The sequence below is a fragment of the Pseudomonas sp. RGM2987 genome, assembly GCF_022952855.1.
GTDB lineage: Bacteria > Pseudomonadota > Gammaproteobacteria > Pseudomonadales > Pseudomonadaceae > Aquipseudomonas.
The window spans coordinates 15,910-30,435 of the sequence record NZ_JALJDX010000216.1 but is presented as its reverse complement, the minus strand read 5'-3'; the positions used below and the strand labels follow the sequence as shown (position 1 = coordinate 30,435).

General features: G+C 61.9%; 13 protein-coding genes and 1 pseudogene. 7 read left to right on the top strand and 7 right to left on the bottom strand.

Features of this window, described 5'->3' with window-relative positions:
• The first annotated feature begins 59 nt into the window (after nt 1-59).
• Nucleotides 60-1,637: a glutamine-hydrolyzing GMP synthase gene (guaA, locus tag RGM2987_RS21980; RefSeq protein WP_245144921.1), complete on the top strand. Its 1,578-nt coding sequence runs from the start codon at nt 60-62 to the stop codon at nt 1,635-1,637.
• A 75-nt stretch (nt 1,638-1,712) separates the two neighbouring features.
• Here guaA and RGM2987_RS21975 read toward each other — a convergent pair whose 3' ends face one another.
• The gene (locus RGM2987_RS21975) at nt 1,713-2,372 is read right to left on the bottom strand and encodes a TetR/AcrR family transcriptional regulator (protein ID WP_245144920.1); all 660 of its coding nucleotides are present in this window, start codon (nt 2,370-2,372) and stop codon (nt 1,713-1,715) included.
• A 109-nt stretch (nt 2,373-2,481) separates the two neighbouring features.
• Between RGM2987_RS21975 and RGM2987_RS21970 the strand changes: the two genes are divergently transcribed.
• From RGM2987_RS21970 to tadA, 6 genes and pseudogenes are all read left to right on the top strand, one after another.
• Nucleotides 2,482-3,375 (top strand): NAD(P)/FAD-dependent oxidoreductase, encoded by an 894-nt coding sequence (locus tag RGM2987_RS21970; RefSeq protein ID WP_245144919.1) that lies wholly within the window; start codon nt 2,482-2,484, stop codon nt 3,373-3,375.
• Between the two features lie 146 nt (nt 3,376-3,521).
• Nucleotides 3,522-3,929 carry a DUF6632 domain-containing protein gene (locus RGM2987_RS21965; RefSeq protein ID WP_245144918.1) on the top strand — a complete coding sequence of 136 codons (408 nt, stop codon included), beginning with the start codon at nt 3,522-3,524 and terminating at the stop codon, nt 3,927-3,929.
• Nucleotides 3,930-4,112: 183 nt separating this feature from the next.
• A pseudogene (locus tag RGM2987_RS21960) lies at nt 4,113-4,385 on the top strand (hypothetical protein).
• A gap of 4 nt (nt 4,386-4,389) precedes the next feature.
• Nucleotides 4,390-4,914 (top strand): DNA-binding protein, encoded by a 525-nt coding sequence (locus tag RGM2987_RS21955; protein ID WP_245144917.1) that lies wholly within the window; start codon nt 4,390-4,392, stop codon nt 4,912-4,914.
• Nucleotides 4,915-5,067: 153 nt separating this feature from the next.
• Nucleotides 5,068-6,444: a multicopper oxidase family protein gene (locus tag RGM2987_RS21950; protein ID WP_245144916.1), complete on the top strand. Its 1,377-nt coding sequence runs from the start codon at nt 5,068-5,070 to the stop codon at nt 6,442-6,444.
• Nucleotides 6,444-6,941 (top strand): tRNA adenosine(34) deaminase TadA, encoded by a 498-nt coding sequence (gene tadA, locus RGM2987_RS21945; protein ID WP_245144915.1) that lies wholly within the window; start codon nt 6,444-6,446, stop codon nt 6,939-6,941. The genes RGM2987_RS21950 and tadA overlap by 1 nt, the downstream gene beginning before the upstream one ends.
• Before the next feature lie 194 nt (nt 6,942-7,135).
• Here tadA and cmoB read toward each other — a convergent pair whose 3' ends face one another.
• The 6 genes from cmoB to RGM2987_RS21915 form a co-directional block, all read right to left on the bottom strand.
• Nucleotides 7,136-8,092, bottom strand: a complete 957-nt coding sequence (gene cmoB, locus RGM2987_RS21940) for a tRNA 5-methoxyuridine(34)/uridine 5-oxyacetic acid(34) synthase CmoB (protein WP_245144914.1) — start codon at nt 8,090-8,092, stop codon at nt 7,136-7,138.
• Nucleotides 8,089-8,832, bottom strand: coding sequence for a carboxy-S-adenosyl-L-methionine synthase CmoA (gene cmoA / locus RGM2987_RS21935; RefSeq protein WP_245144913.1), 744 nt, complete (start codon nt 8,830-8,832; stop codon nt 8,089-8,091). The genes cmoB and cmoA overlap by 4 nt, the downstream gene beginning before the upstream one ends.
• 170 nt (nt 8,833-9,002) lie before the next feature.
• Nucleotides 9,003-9,638, bottom strand: a complete 636-nt coding sequence (locus RGM2987_RS21930) for a lysoplasmalogenase (protein ID WP_245144912.1) — start codon at nt 9,636-9,638, stop codon at nt 9,003-9,005.
• A 2-nt stretch (nt 9,639-9,640) separates the two neighbouring features.
• Nucleotides 9,641-10,033 (bottom strand): protease inhibitor I42 family protein, encoded by a 393-nt coding sequence (locus RGM2987_RS21925; RefSeq protein WP_245144911.1) that lies wholly within the window; start codon nt 10,031-10,033, stop codon nt 9,641-9,643.
• A 208-nt stretch (nt 10,034-10,241) separates the two neighbouring features.
• Nucleotides 10,242-12,656 carry an endopeptidase La gene (gene lon / locus RGM2987_RS21920; RefSeq protein ID WP_245144910.1) on the bottom strand — a complete coding sequence of 805 codons (2,415 nt, stop codon included), beginning with the start codon at nt 12,654-12,656 and terminating at the stop codon, nt 10,242-10,244.
• A 171-nt stretch (nt 12,657-12,827) separates the two neighbouring features.
• Nucleotides 12,828-14,141, bottom strand: coding sequence for an MFS transporter (locus RGM2987_RS21915; RefSeq protein ID WP_245144909.1), 1,314 nt, complete (start codon nt 14,139-14,141; stop codon nt 12,828-12,830).
• Nucleotides 14,142-14,526 lie beyond the last annotated feature (385 nt).

The window sequence follows — 14,526 nt, the reverse complement described above, 5'->3', positions numbered from 1 at the left end:
TCACCGGGGCTGTGCATTCAGCCCCGAGTTGTTTCTGATTCATTACATGAGACTGAGTCATGGCCCTCGACATTCACGCTCACCGCATCCTGATCCTCGACTTCGGTTCCCAGTACACCCAACTGATTGCCCGCCGCGTGCGTGAAATCGGCGTGTACTGCGAATTGCACCCGTTCGACATGGATGACGAAGCGATTCGCGAATTCGCGCCCAAGGGCGTCATCCTCGCCGGCGGTCCCGAGTCCGTGCACGAAGCCAACAGCCCGCGTTGCCCGCAAGCGGTGTTCGACCTGGGCGTACCGGTCTTCGGCATCTGCTACGGCATGCAGACCATGGCCGAGCAACTGGGCGGCAAGGTAGAAGGCTCCGACCTGCGTGAGTTCGGTTATGCCCGCGTCGACGTGGTCGGCAAGAGCCGCCTGCTGGACGGCATCGAAGACCACATCGATGCGGATGGCCTGTTCGGCCTCGACGTATGGATGAGCCACGGTGACAAAGTCACCAAGATGCCGGAAGACTTCCACATCCTGGCAAGTACCCCGAGCTGCCCGATTGCCGGCATGTTCAACGATGATCGTCGCTACTACGGCGTGCAGTTCCACCCGGAAGTGACCCACACCAAGCAGGGCGGTCGCATCCTGTCGCGCTTCATCCTCGACATCTGCGAGTGCGAAGCCCTGTGGACCCCGTCGAAAATCGCCGAAGACGCCATCGCCCAGGTTCGCGCCCAGGTCGGCACCGACAACGTGCTGCTGGGCCTGTCCGGCGGCGTCGACTCCTCGGTGGTTGCTGCACTGCTGCACAAGGCCATCGGCGACCAGCTGACGTGCGTTTTCGTCGACAACGGCCTGCTGCGCCTGCATGAAGGCGAGCAAGTGATGGCCATGTTCGCCGAGAACATGGGCGTCAAGGTGATCCGCGCCAACGCCGAAGAGCAGTTCCTGAACAACCTGGCCGGCGAATCCGACCCGGAGAAAAAGCGCAAGATCATCGGTCGCACCTTCATCGACGTGTTCGATGCCGAATCCTGCAAGCTGGACAACATCAAGTACCTGGCCCAAGGCACCATTTACCCTGACGTGATCGAGTCGGCCGGCGCCAAGAGCGGCAAGGCCCACGTGATCAAGTCCCACCACAACGTCGGTGGCCTGCCGGAAGAAATGAACCTCAAGCTCGTCGAACCACTGCGCGAGCTGTTCAAGGACGAAGTGCGTCGCCTGGGCCTTGAACTGGGCTTGCCGTACGACATGGTCTACCGCCACCCATTCCCAGGCCCTGGCCTGGGCGTGCGGATCCTCGGCGAAGTGAAGAAGGAATACGCCGACCTGCTGCGTCGCGCCGACCACATCTTCATCGAAGAACTGCGCAAGGCCGACTGGTACCACAAGGTCAGCCAGGCCTTCGTGGTGTTCCAACCGGTGAAATCGGTCGGCGTGGTCGGCGATGGCCGTCGCTACGCCTGGGTCGTGGCCCTGCGCGCGGTGGAAACCATCGACTTCATGACCGCTCGCTGGGCACACCTGCCGTACGAGCTGCTGGAAACGGTTTCCGGTCGGATCATCAACGAAATCGACGGTATCTCCCGCGTGACGTATGACGTGTCGAGCAAGCCGCCGGCGACGATTGAGTGGGAATGATCCCGGGTCCGGCCTAACCGGCACAAAGCGCATTGAAGTACCTTAAGCCCGCGTAATTGCGGGCTTTTTGCGTCTTCAGCCTGGCACTGTCTGATCGGCGGCAGCTTGCGTCACGTGCGCGGCGATAAACATGGCAACGGCCGACCGGCAATAGGATTCGATTTCGTTGTCGTCCTCTGCTTTCGCCTCATCGAAGCGCGCGATGATCAAGAGATCGGATCCTTTGATAAGCGCGGCAAACAAGCGGGCGGACTGGCGAGGGTCGGGCACGTTCAGAACCGCCTTCGCGTGCAGCTGACGCAACAGGGCCTCGATTTGCCCGATGACATAGTCGGGGCCGGCTTCGTATTGGCGCTTGCTTAGCGACTTTTGATTCGTCTTGTCGGCCATGATCATGGCTTCGACACTGCGCACGTCCGGGCTCAACAACGTGCGAAGCAGGGTTGATCCCACCGCCATGAGCTGATCTTCGGCCGAACCGTCGACGCCTGCAAAAAGGGCCTGGGGGGCAAACTGCTGGCAGTGGGCCGCGATGGCCGCGCTGAATAACGCCTCCTTGTTCTCGAAGTGCCGATAGATGCTTAGCTTGGATATCTTCGCCCGCTGGGCGACCTTGTCCATGGTCGTCGCTTGAAAACCCAATTCCACAAAGAGCTCGCCCGCGGCGTCGATTATCGTTTGGCCAAGCGCATCGTTGACGGGCCGGCCGCGCCGGGCCTGGCTGTTGTCGTTCATAAGAAAAATTCCAGTACTTGACAGTATCTAAATTCGTGATTTATGGTACTTCAAAGTATCTTAAGGCTGCAAATCAATCTCCCTCATCCACAGCGCGGAGCCTTTCACCATGAATGACGTCATCATCATCGGCGGCAGTTTTGCCGGCCTCGCCGCTGCCTTGCAGCTCGGCCGTGCCCGCCGCAAGGTCACCGTTCTCGACACCGGCCTGCCGCGAAATCGCTTCGCCGACCACTCCCATGGCCTGCTCGGCCACGACCACAAGCCGCCGCTGGAAATCCTGGCCGAGGCGCGGCAGCAACTGGTGCGCTATCCCACGATCAGGCTGGTCAATGCCCGGGCCGAGAGCATCTCCGGCGCCATCGACGACTTCTCTGTCTTCACTGGCGATGGTGAAAGCCTCAGGGCGCGTCGCCTGATCCTGAGCTATGGCGTCGCCGACCAGATGCCTGAAATTCCCGGCTTTGCCAAAGGCTGGGGCAGCTCCATCGTGCCTTGCCCCTACTGCGACGGCTTTGAGGTTGCTGGTCGGCATTGGGGCCTCGTCTGGTCCGGCCCGCCGTCGCACAACTACGTCAGGCTGTACCACGACTGGACCGACACGCTGACGGTCTTCGCCGATGGTCACGACATTCCAGCCGATATTCGGGCCGATCTGGCGCGCCGCCATATACCTGTCGTCGATGGCCGGATCACTGAAATCGACCATGACGAGAGCCATAACGCCACCGTCAGGCTCGACGCTGGCGCCCCTGTCGCGGTCGACATCCTGTTCGCGCATCCGCGCAACAAGCCGTCCGCGCGCCTGCATGAATCGCTGGGCCTAGCCACGGTCGATACGCCCCAGGGCATCGCCCTCAAAGTCGACGAACGCCGCGAAACCAGCATGCCTGGTATCTACGCCGCAGGCGATCTCGCCAATCCCCAAATGCCCTCGGTCACCACGGCATCATGGCAAGGCGCGATGGCGGGTATCTTTGCCCAGCAGTCGATGCTGGTTTGAGCGTACAGATTCCCTCCGGCCCAAGTAAGGATCTGCAACCCCGGGGCCCGCTTGTCAGGCCGTCACATATATTGTAATGAGCAAGGCGTCCTATACTCCTGGGCACCCCACTGATGGCGACGGTCACGCCGCATTAGGAATCCGCCATGAACGACACCCAAAAACTCGCGGCCTTGCGCATGGTTCTGATCGTCGTGGGCTTGATTTCCGTGTTCGCAATCGGCCCGTTGATGCTGCTATGGCCGTCCGGCTGGACTTGGCACAACGGTCATTCCGACTATCCGTTGATGATCGTCGGCATCTACGCGACGCTCGGTGTGTTCCTCTTGAGAGCTTCACGCGATCCGATGAAGCACCTGAGCCTGATCTGGTTTACGGTGTGGTCGAGCGTCGTGCACGGCGCGATCATGGCTGTGCAGTCCTTTGGCGTCGGAATGGATGGAATGAGCCACTACGGCCATCTACTCGGCGACGTACCTGCGCTGTTCGTTGTTGCTGCGGCGCTGGCGTTCTTCACGCCCCGTGGCGAGAAGGCGCGTTTGCTGGCGGGTTGATCCTGCATTTTTTTCATTCAGGTGACCGACGTGTCCTGGCTTCCGTCGGCAAAGCCTCTCGGTACTGTCACCTTTCACTACGATTCGGCCCTTATTGGTGCGCCGAGAATGCCTATCATCTAGAAAAAGGATCGAGTTGTCATTTGACAACTAAGCAGGTCATACGAATACTGGAGAGCACTGATGATTCGTCCCTCGCATCCGAAAAAAGAAGTCGAAGAAACACTGAGGCATGCCGAAGCGTTGGGTGGCGCGTAGAGGTCGGTGGCAGTCACGCCTGGGGGCGGGCTTTATTGTCCGTATAACGACGAGGAATGTCGTTGCGGTGAGTCCTGTATCACATCGATATGGAGCACGCCGAAAAACCCTGGCAATCATGCGCGAGCACTACGGCGCGTCGTGGACAATTGCACTACCCATCGCAGTCGTTGCGAGACTGATGATGTTGAGGAATAAGACAATGGAATACACCTTTACCCTGAAATATCAGCTAGCTGACGATGACCGTACCTCGGGTGAACTGGTCGAGCGGCTGGGTGAAGCTGGCTGCGACGACGCCCTGGTAGGCATTGGGCAGCCGGGACGACTGGCGCTTGAGTTCACTCGCGAGGCACCTGATGCGATTCAGGCAGTGCTCAGTGCACTGGGGGACGTGCGTCGTGCCGTGCCATCGGCCCGGCTGATCGAGGTTGCTCCTGATCTGGTCGGGCTGACCGACGTGGCCCAGATCGTAGGCGTGTCTCGGCAGAACATGCGCAAGCTGATGTTGGCCCACCCGAGCAGTTTCCCGGCGCCCATGCACGAGGGCAGTGCGTCTATCTGGCACCTGGCAGACGTTTTGACCTGGTTGCAAAGCAAGGGCAGCTATTCGTTTGGCAAGCATGTGCTGGAAGTGGCCCAGGTAGCCCTGCAGGTCAACGTGGCGAAAGAAGGCCGACGGTTACCCGTGTTGATGTTCAAAGACCTGGACGCTTTGGTTGGCTGACAAGCCTGGAGGAGAGGGCGCCGTGAGGCGCCTCGCCACATCCGGCGAGACCGCGCGACAATCCTTCACTTAATATTTCTCAATTGCAGGTGTATCGTATTCGCCTTTTGCGGGCCCACGGGTTCGCCGCAGATTCAATAGGTGGTTGCGTTCATGTCGTTTACCCGTCGCCAAATCCTCGGTGGCCTGGCCGGTCTTGTTGTTGTGGGCGTTGGCGCAGGAGGCGCGTCGCGGTATTGGTTGGGCAAGATGGCGGATGCCGAGGCCGGTCACGACTATGAGTTGATCGCCGCGCCCCTGGACGTCGACTTGGTGGCCGGGCACAAGACCCAGGCCTGGGCCTTCGGCCCGTCGGCGCCGGGTACCGAGCTGCGGGTGCGTCAGGGCGAGTGGTTGCGGGTGCGCTTCATCAATCACCTGCCGGTTGCCACCACCATTCACTGGCACGGCATCCGCCTGCCGCTGGAGATGGACGGCGTGCCGTATGTCTCGCAACTGCCGGTGCTGCCGGGTGAATACTTCGATTACAAATTCCGCGTGCCGGACGCCGGCAGCTATTGGTATCACCCCCACGTCAACAGCAGCGAGGAACTCGGGCGGGGCCTCGTCGGGCCGCTGATCATCGAGGAGCGTGAACCCACCGGCTTCAAATATGAGCAGACCCTGAGCCTGAAGAGCTGGCATGTGGATGAGCAGGGCGAGTTTGTCGCCTTCAGCATCCCGCGCGAAGCGGCCCGTGGTGGGACGGCAGGGCGGCTGGCGACCATCAACGGCGTGCCGCAGGCGGTGATCGACCTGCCCGCCGGGCAGATCACCCGGGTACGCTTGCTCAACCTGGACAACACCCTGACCTACCGCATCAATATTCCGGGCGTCGAGGCACAGATCTATGCGCTGGACGGCAACCCCGTCGAGCCACGCCCGTTGGGCAAGGAATACTGGCTTGGCCCCGGCATGCGTATTTGCCTGGCGATCAAGGCGCCCCCCGCCGGGCAAGAGTTGTCGTTGCGCAACGGTCCGGTGCGCCTGGGGACGCTGCGCTCGGTGCCCAACAGTGATGCGCCGGCCCAGTGGCCGCCCGCGCTGCCGGCCAACCCGGTGTCCGAGCCGGACCTGGCCAATGCCGAGAAACTCAACTTCAATTTCGAATGGGTCGGTTCGGTGTCGGTCGACGTGGACAACGGCAAGCCGCCAAGCCTGTGGCAGATCAACGGTAAGGCTTGGGACATCACCGACAAAACCTGTTCCGATCGGCCGATTGCCACGCTGAAAAAAGGCCAGAGCTACATTTTCGAATTGAAGAACATGACTCAGTACCAGCACCCGATCCATTTGCACGGCATGAGCTTCAAAGTGATCGCCTCCAACCGGCACAAGGTCATCCCGTATTTCACCGACACCTACCTGCTGGGCAAGAACGAGCGGGCGCAGGTAGCACTGGTGGCGGATAACCCGGGGGTGTGGATGTTCCACTGCCATGTGATCGACCACATGGAAACCGGCCTGATGGCCGCCATCGAGGTGGCGTGATGAGCCAGATTCGTCCAGCCCGGATCATCGACCGCAGCCGTGACCAGGACTTCATGCGCGAAGCCCTGGATCTCGCCGCACAAGGCGCGGCCCTGGGCGAAGTGCCGGTGGGAGCGGTGCTGGTGCAGGACGGCGAGATCATCGGGCGCGGCTTCAACTGCCCGATCAGCGGCCACGACCCCAGCGCCCACGCGGAAATGGTCGCCATCCGCGCCGCCGCCCAGGCCGTGAGCAACTATCGCCTGCCCGGCAGTACCCTCTATGTAACGCTCGAACCGTGCAGCATGTGCGCCGGCCTGATCGTTCACTCACGCATTGCCCGGGTGGTCTATGGAGCCTTGGAACCCAAGGCCGGCATCGTGCAGAGCCAGGGGCAGTTTTTCAGTCAGGGTTTTCTGAATCACCGGGTGATGTTTGAGGGTGGAGTGTTGGCTGAGGAATGCAGTGCGGTGTTGAGTGAGTTTTTCAGGGCGAGAAGGGCGAAATCGCAAGGTTGAACACCTAGCCCTGTGGCGAGGGAGCTTGCTCCCGCTGGGCTGCGCAGCGGCCCCAAACCATTCAACACAGTGCCTCAGGAAAAACCGGTTGGCAGATTTTACGGCTGCTGCGCAGCCGAGCGGGAGCAAGCTCCCTCGCCACAATGATTGGCAGCCTAAAGTGAACAGGGACCGGCTCACATAAGGGGGGCGATTTATTTACGCGCCACAATCACCGCCCGCATCGGCGCCGGCAGGCCTTCGATGGTTTTGCTGTGGTCCTCAGGATCGAGGAAATCACTCAATGACTGGTACTTCATCCACTCAGTGCTGCGCTGTTCCTCGACGGTGGTCAGGCTCACGTCCACGCAACGCACATCACTGAACCCGGCGCGGCGCAGCCAGCGTTCCAGGGCCGGCACCGAAGGCAGGAACCACACGTTGCGCATCTGCGCGTAGCGGTCCTCGGGCACCAGCACCTGATGTTCGTCGCCCTCGATCACCAGGGTTTCCAGCACCAGTTCGCCGCCTTTCACCAAGCAGTCTTTCAGCGCCAGCAAATGCTCGATCGGCGAGCGACGATGGTAGAACACGCCCATGGAAAACACCGTGTCGAAGCCTTCCAGGTCCGGCGGCAGGTCTTCGAAGGGGAACGGCAGGTGCCAGGCATTGGGCTGGGAAAGATAGCGCTGCACCGCCTGGAACTGGCAGAAGAACAGCCAGTTGGGATCGACGCCAATTACCGTGTCGGCCCCGGCGCCAAGCATTCGCCACATGTAGTAACCATTGCCGCAGCCCACATCGAGAATGCGTTTGCCGACAAGATCCAAGTGCGGCGCCACCCGTGACCACTTCCAGTCGGAACGCCATTCGGTGTCCACGTGCACGCCGAACAGGTCGAACGGGCCTTTGCGCCACGGCGACAACCCCATCAAGGCTGTCCGCATTTGCGTCCGGGTTTCGTCGGCGCAGTCAGTGTCCAGGGTCAGGCCGTTCAGCAGGTCGATCTCGGTCGGCTGCAGGGCCGGCAAGGCGTCGAGGGCGCTTTGCCAGCGCTCCAGGTCGCCGTGACCCTTTTCCATTTTGCTGTCGAGTTGCGTCTGCAGCGTCGCGGCCCAGTCGGCCAGGGGAGTGCCGGCCAAGCGGCGGGCGAGGGGAGACAGATCAATCATGGCAGGGCGATCAACGAGGCGAAATTCAGGCATTGGAACCATGGCACGACTTTCGAGAAACCAGCCGCCAGCAGGCGTTCGCGGTGTTCTTCGAGGCTGTCGGGCTTCATGACGTTTTCGATGGCGCTGCGTTTCTGGGCGATTTCCAGCTCGCTGTAGCCGTTGGCACGCTTGAAGGCCACGTGCAGATCGGTGAGCAGCGCGTGCTCCTGGACATCGTTGAAGCGCAATTTTTCCGAGAGGATCAGGGCGCCGCCGGGCAACAGCGACTGGCGAATGCGGCTCAACAGAGCGGTGCGCTGGTCTGGCGCGATGAATTGCAGGGTGAAGTTCAGCGCCACCACCGAAGCCGGCTGGAAGGTCAGCGCGAGGATGTCGCCTTCGATTACCTCGACCGGCAGCAGCTCCTGGAACATCGAGTCCTGGCCGTTGAGATATTCACGGCAGCGCTCGACCATGGCCGCTGAGTTATCCACAGCGATCACCCGGCACCCGTCGGTGCGCACATGGCGGCGCAGCGCCTGGGTTACCGCGCCAAGAGACGCGCCCAGGTCATAAAGCACGCTGTTCGGCTGGGCGAATTGCGCGGCGAGCACGCCGAGGTTTTCGACGATGGTCGGGTAACCCGGCACGGAACGCTTGATCATGTCCGGAAACACCCGCACCACGTCCTCGTTGAAGGCGAAGTCCGGCACTTGGGCCAGGGGTTGGGCGAATAGGCGGTCGGGCTCTTTGCTCACGGCGGTTCCAGCGGAATGGGTGGTGAAAAGGCCGGCATTTTAACTAAAAAACCTGTGGGAGCGAGCCTTTGTGGGAGCCGAGCTTGCTCGCGATGAAGGCGCTGCGGTCCAGGGTAAGGCCGCGTTATCGTTCATCGCGAGCAAGCTCGGCTCCCACAGGGATCTTTGACTCAATACGGTTTTCGGGTGAAGGCCGACGCGGTAATCCCCCACTGGCCCAGCCAATAGCTGACGATGATCAGGTAAGGCGCGGCCTGGAAGGGCGATACGAACCGGTCGATGCCGATCAGGCTGTCGGAGAACACGAACGCCAGCGCCCCGGCGGCGGCCAGCCAGGCCGAGCGCTGGGGAACGTCGGTGCCCAGTCGCGCCAGCGCTCGCCAGAGCATGGCACTGATGGCCAGGCCGTAGACCAGCACCGGAACCAGTAACGGCCCGAGACCACTCGACATCAATATGCCCAAGAGCGCCGCGCCGATGCCCAGGGCCAAGGCCAATGGCAGCAACGCCGGGCGGCGGCAATCGCTCAAGTAGGCTTTCAGATAAGCCAGGTGCGCCAGCAAGAACGCGCCGAGCCCGAACACGAACAGGTCCCCCGGCCAGGCCAGCAACACATCGCCGATCAGCGAAAAAATCAGCCCGAGGCTGATCCAGCGCCGGTAATCGCCGGGCGGTGCATCGTGCAGCCAACCGAGCAGGGCCAGCACCGGCATCGGCTTGACCAGCAGGCACAGCAGCGTGGCGTGAACGCTCAGGCCATACAGATAGGTGGCCGCACCCATCAGCGCGAGGACCAGCCAACCCATGCTCAGTTCACCGCGATGGCGCAGTCGAAGGTTTCCACGGGCGGGACTTCAGGCGCCCAGGGTTGTTGATAAGTCAGGCGCAGGCGCCCGGTGCCGGCGGCGAACGCCTGGAAACGCCAGGTCGATACGCCCGCAGCACCAACGATGCCGGCGTCTTCCGGGTTGCGATACACCTCGGGCCCCAGGCTTTTCAACACGCCGCCGGCCGAGTCCTGGATCGCCCAGCGATAACCTGTGGTGGGATTGCTGGGCAGGCTCAGGATCAGGTTTTGTCCGCTGTTGAGGCGCACTGGGCACTGGCTCAGTTTTTCCACGGTCACGTTGTGTTTCGGTTGCGTGGCGCAGGCGCTCAGCAGGGCGAGGCTCAAGGGCACGAGCAGGCGGGTGGGGGACATAGGGGCTCCGGCATTTACGACGAATGGGGGAGCATAACCGAAGATGCTACCGGGTGTGTCAGGTGGTCAGGTGTTGCGGCTGATGACGCCTTCGCGGGCAAGCCCGCTCCCACAGTGGAAGGTGTTGTTCATAACATCTGTGATTTACACCGAACCCTGTGGGAGCGGGCTTGCCCGCGAAAGCAGTAGCGCAGTCGCTACAGGAACATCAGAACAACACCTTCGCCACATCCGCAAACCGCTTGGCAAAGTGCACCGTCATGCCTTCCTTGAGGTAGTCCGGCAGTTCTTCGAAGTTGCCCCGGTTGGCTTCCGGCAGGATCAGTTCGTTGATTTTCTGCCGCCGCGCGGCGATCACTTTTTCGCGCACCCCACCGATCGGCAGAACGTGTCCGGTCAGCGTCAGTTCGCCAGTCATGGCCACGCCTTTTTTCGGTGGCTGGTTACGGGCCAGGGACAGCAGGGCGCTGGCCATGGTCACTCCGGCGCTCGGGCCATCCTTGGGCGTGGCGCCTTCCGGTACGTGCAGGTGGACGAAGGCCTCGTCGAAGAACTTCGTGTCACCGCCGAACTGCTTCAGGTGCGAGCTGACATAGCTGTGGGCAATTTCCGCCGATTCTTTCATCACCTCACCCAATTGGCCGGTCAGCTTGAAACCGCGGTTGAGGGTGTGGATGCGCGTGGCTTCGATCGGCAAGGTCGCCCCGCCCATGCTGGTCCAGGCCAGGCCGGTGATGACCCCAACGCCGGACAGCACCTGCTCGTTGCGAAATACCGGTTTGCCCAGGGAGGCCTCGAGGTCCTTCGGCCCGAGCTTGATCACCGCCTTCGGGTCGTCGATCAGCTTCATCACCGCCTTGCGTACCAGTTTGCCGAGTTGCTTCTCCAACTGGCGCACGCCGGCTTCACGGGCATAACCGTCAATCAGGGCTTTGAGGGCAGTGTCGCTGATGCTCAGGCTGCCCTTGGATACGCCGGCCTTGGCCAGTTGCTTGGGCCACAGGTGACGCTTGGCGATGGCGACCTTTTCTTCGGTGATATAGCCCGACAGGCGAATCACTTCCATCCGGTCCAGTAGCGGGCCAGGGATCGAATCCAGGGTGTTGGCGGTGCAGACGAAGAGCACTTTCGACAGGTCCAGGCGCATGTCCAGGTAGTGGTCGAGAAACTCGACGTTCTGTTCCGGGTCGAGGGTTTCCAGCAGCGCCGAGGCCGGGTCGCCCTGGTAGCTCTGGCCCATCTTGTCGATCTCGTCGAGCATGATCACCGGGTTCATTACTTCGACATCTTTCAGCGCCTGCACCAGCTTGCCCGGCTGGGCGCCGATGTAGGTGCGACGGTGACCCTTGATCTCGGCTTCGTCGCGCATGCCGCCGACGCTGAAGCGATAGAACGGCCGCCCGAGGGACTCGGCGATGGACTTGCCGACGCTGGTCTTGCCCACGCCCGGCGGGCCCACCAACAGCACGATGGAGCCGCTGATCTCACCTTTATAGGCGCCGACGGCGAGGAACTCCAGGATCCGGTCCTTGATGTCGCCCAGGCCGGCATGGTGCTGGTCGAGCACCTTGCGCGCGTGCTTGAGGTCGAGCTTGTCCTGGCCATAGACGCCCCACGGCACCGATGTCGCCCAATCAAGATAATTGCGGGTGACGGCGTACTCCGGCGAGCCGGTTTCCAGGATCGACAGTTTGTTCATTTCCTCTTCGATGCGCTTCTGCGCCTGGGCCGACAACACCTTGCCTTCCAGGCGCTGCTCGAACTGTTCGAGATCGGCGCTGCGGTCATCCTTGGTCAGCCCCAGCTCCTGCTGGATGACCTTGAGCTGTTCCTTGAGGAAGAATTGGCGCTGATGTTCGCCGATCTTGTTGTTGACCTCGGCGGAAATCTCTTTTTGCAGCCGCGCCACTTCGACTTCCTTGCGCAGCATCGGCAGGACTTTTTCCATGCGCTTGAGCATGGGCACGCAGTCGAGCACTTCCTGCAACTCACTGCCGGTGGCGGAAGTGAGTGCGGCGGCAAAGTCAGTCAGGGGCGACGGATCGTTGGGGCTGAAGCGGTTGAGGTAGTTCTTCAGTTCCTCGCTGTACAGCGGATTGAGCGGCAGCAGTTCCTTGATCGCATTGATCAGCGCCATGCCATAGGCCTTGACCTCGTCGGTCGGCTCGCTCGGCTGGTGCGGGTACTCGACTTCCACCAGGTAGGGCGGGCGATGGTGCTTGAGCCAGGTGCGGATGCGCACGCGGGTCAGGCCCTGGGCGACGAATTGCAGTTTGCCGCCTTCGCGACTGGCGTGGTGCACCTTGACCAGCGTGCCGTACAGCGGCAGCGCCGAGGTGTCGAAATGCCGTGGGTCTTCCTGGGGCGTGTCCATGAAGAACAGCGCCAGGGAGTGATGTTCGGATTTGGCCACCAGTTCCAGGGTCTCGGCCCAGGGTTCTTCGTTGACGATGACCGGCAATACCTGGGCCGGGAAGAACGGGCGATTGTGGATTGGGATGATATAGACCTTGTCCGGCAGGTTCTGGCCGGGCAGGGCCAGGCCGGTGCCGGAGGAGGTGTGTTCGATGTGGTCGGGGTCAGCGTAGTCGTTCTTGGCTTCAGTAGAGTGCTGGTCGCTCATGGGGCACCTGCGCAATGGAGTATGGGTCTTAGATGGGGCAGGTGGGGGGTGGTTTCAATGGTGGGGGATTGTTAGCGGGTATTTCATCAGCCACTGTTCAGGTTTGTGACACATGGCTGGCAAAGGCGCTGGTTGGGATGAGGAAGCTGGCTCCCCCACCCCATTGAGTTCTCACGCGACCCGGTTCAAATCGTTATGACGGGTTTCCTTCAGGCACAGCACCGCGATGACGCTGAGCACCGCAGCGGCTGAAACATAGCCTCCGACATAGGCCAGGCCACCCATCGCCACCAGTTTCTGGGCGAAGAACGGCGCGGCCGAGGCACCGACGATGCCGCCCAGGTTGTAGGCCGCCGAGGCGCCGGTATAGCGCACGTGGGTCGGGAACAGCTCCGGCAGCAGCGCGCCCATGGGGGCGAAGGTCACGCCCATCAGGAACAGTTCGATGCACAGGAACAACGCCACGCCTGCGGTCGAGCCCTGGGTCAGCAACGGCTCCATGGCGAAACCCGAGGCAATCGCCAGCACGCCGCCCACGATCAGCACCGGTTTGCGGCCAAAACGATCACTGGCCCAGGCCGATAATGGCGTGGCGGCGGCCATGAACAGCACGGCAAAGCACAGCAGGCCGAGGAACGTCTCGCGGCTGTAGCCGAGGGTGGCTACGCCGTAGCTCAGGGAGAACACCGTCGAGATGTAGAACAGCGCATAACACACCACCATCGCTGCCGCACCGAGCAAGGTCGGCGCCCAGTACTGGCTGAACAGCTCGACCAGCGGCACTTTCACCCGCTCCTGGCGCGCCATGGCGTTGGCGAACACCGGGGTTTCATGGAGCTTGAGCCGGACGTAGAGACCGACGATCACCAACACCGCACTGAGCAGGAACGGAATCCGCCAGCCCCAGGAGCGGAACTGCTCGTCGTCCAAGGTCATGGCCAGGGTCAGGAACAGCCCGTTGGCCGCCAGGAAGCCGATGGACGGCCCGAGTTGTGGAAACATGCCGTACCAGGCGCGCTTGCCTTTGGGCGCGTTCTCGGTCGCGAGCAGCGCCGCGCCGCCCCATTCACCGCCCAATCCAAGGCCCTGGCCGAAACGCAGCAGGCACAGCAGGATCGGTGCCCAGGCGCCTATGCTGGCGTAGCCGGGCAGCACGCCGATCAGCGTCGTGCACACGCCCATCAGCAACAAGGAGGCCACCAGCGTGGACTTGCGCCCGATCCGGTCGCCAAAGTGACCGAACAGCGCGGAACCCAGCGGACGGGCAAGGAAAGCGATGCCGAACGTCAGGAACGACGACAGCATCTGTGCCGTGCCTGAGGTTTGCGGGAAGAACACCGGCCCGATCACCAGGGCGGCGGCCGTGGCGTAGACATAGAAATCGTAGAACTCGATGGCGGTGCCGATGAAACTCGCGGTCGCCACGCGGCTGGCTGAGTTGGTCGGCTGGGCAGGCACAGCGTCGTTGCAAGTGATGGTCGTCATGCGGTGATCCCTGACAGTCATGTGCTCCGTTGGAGCGAATTATTATGGTCGAACACCCAGGGATGTGGGCAGAGGTCCTGTCGCCGTTTCAGGTAGGAACAGTCGCAGGGTTGGGGCGGATTGTGTCGATGGTCGGGCCGGAACTGGCTGAGTGCAGGGTAGGCACTGGGTTCGGGCGGTGCTGGGTAAGCGGGGTGAGTATAGGAAGGAGGCTAACGAATCGACAAGGGCGTTGGAACGCAATAGCGATGTCTGCGCAGCGCCGTGTGGCGAGGGAGCTTGCTCCCGCTGGGTTGCGCAGCAACCCCAACACATGCGAATGCGGTCAACCTGGCGCACTGCGGCGACCTGTTCAGGGGCTGCTTCGCACCCCAGCGGGAGCACG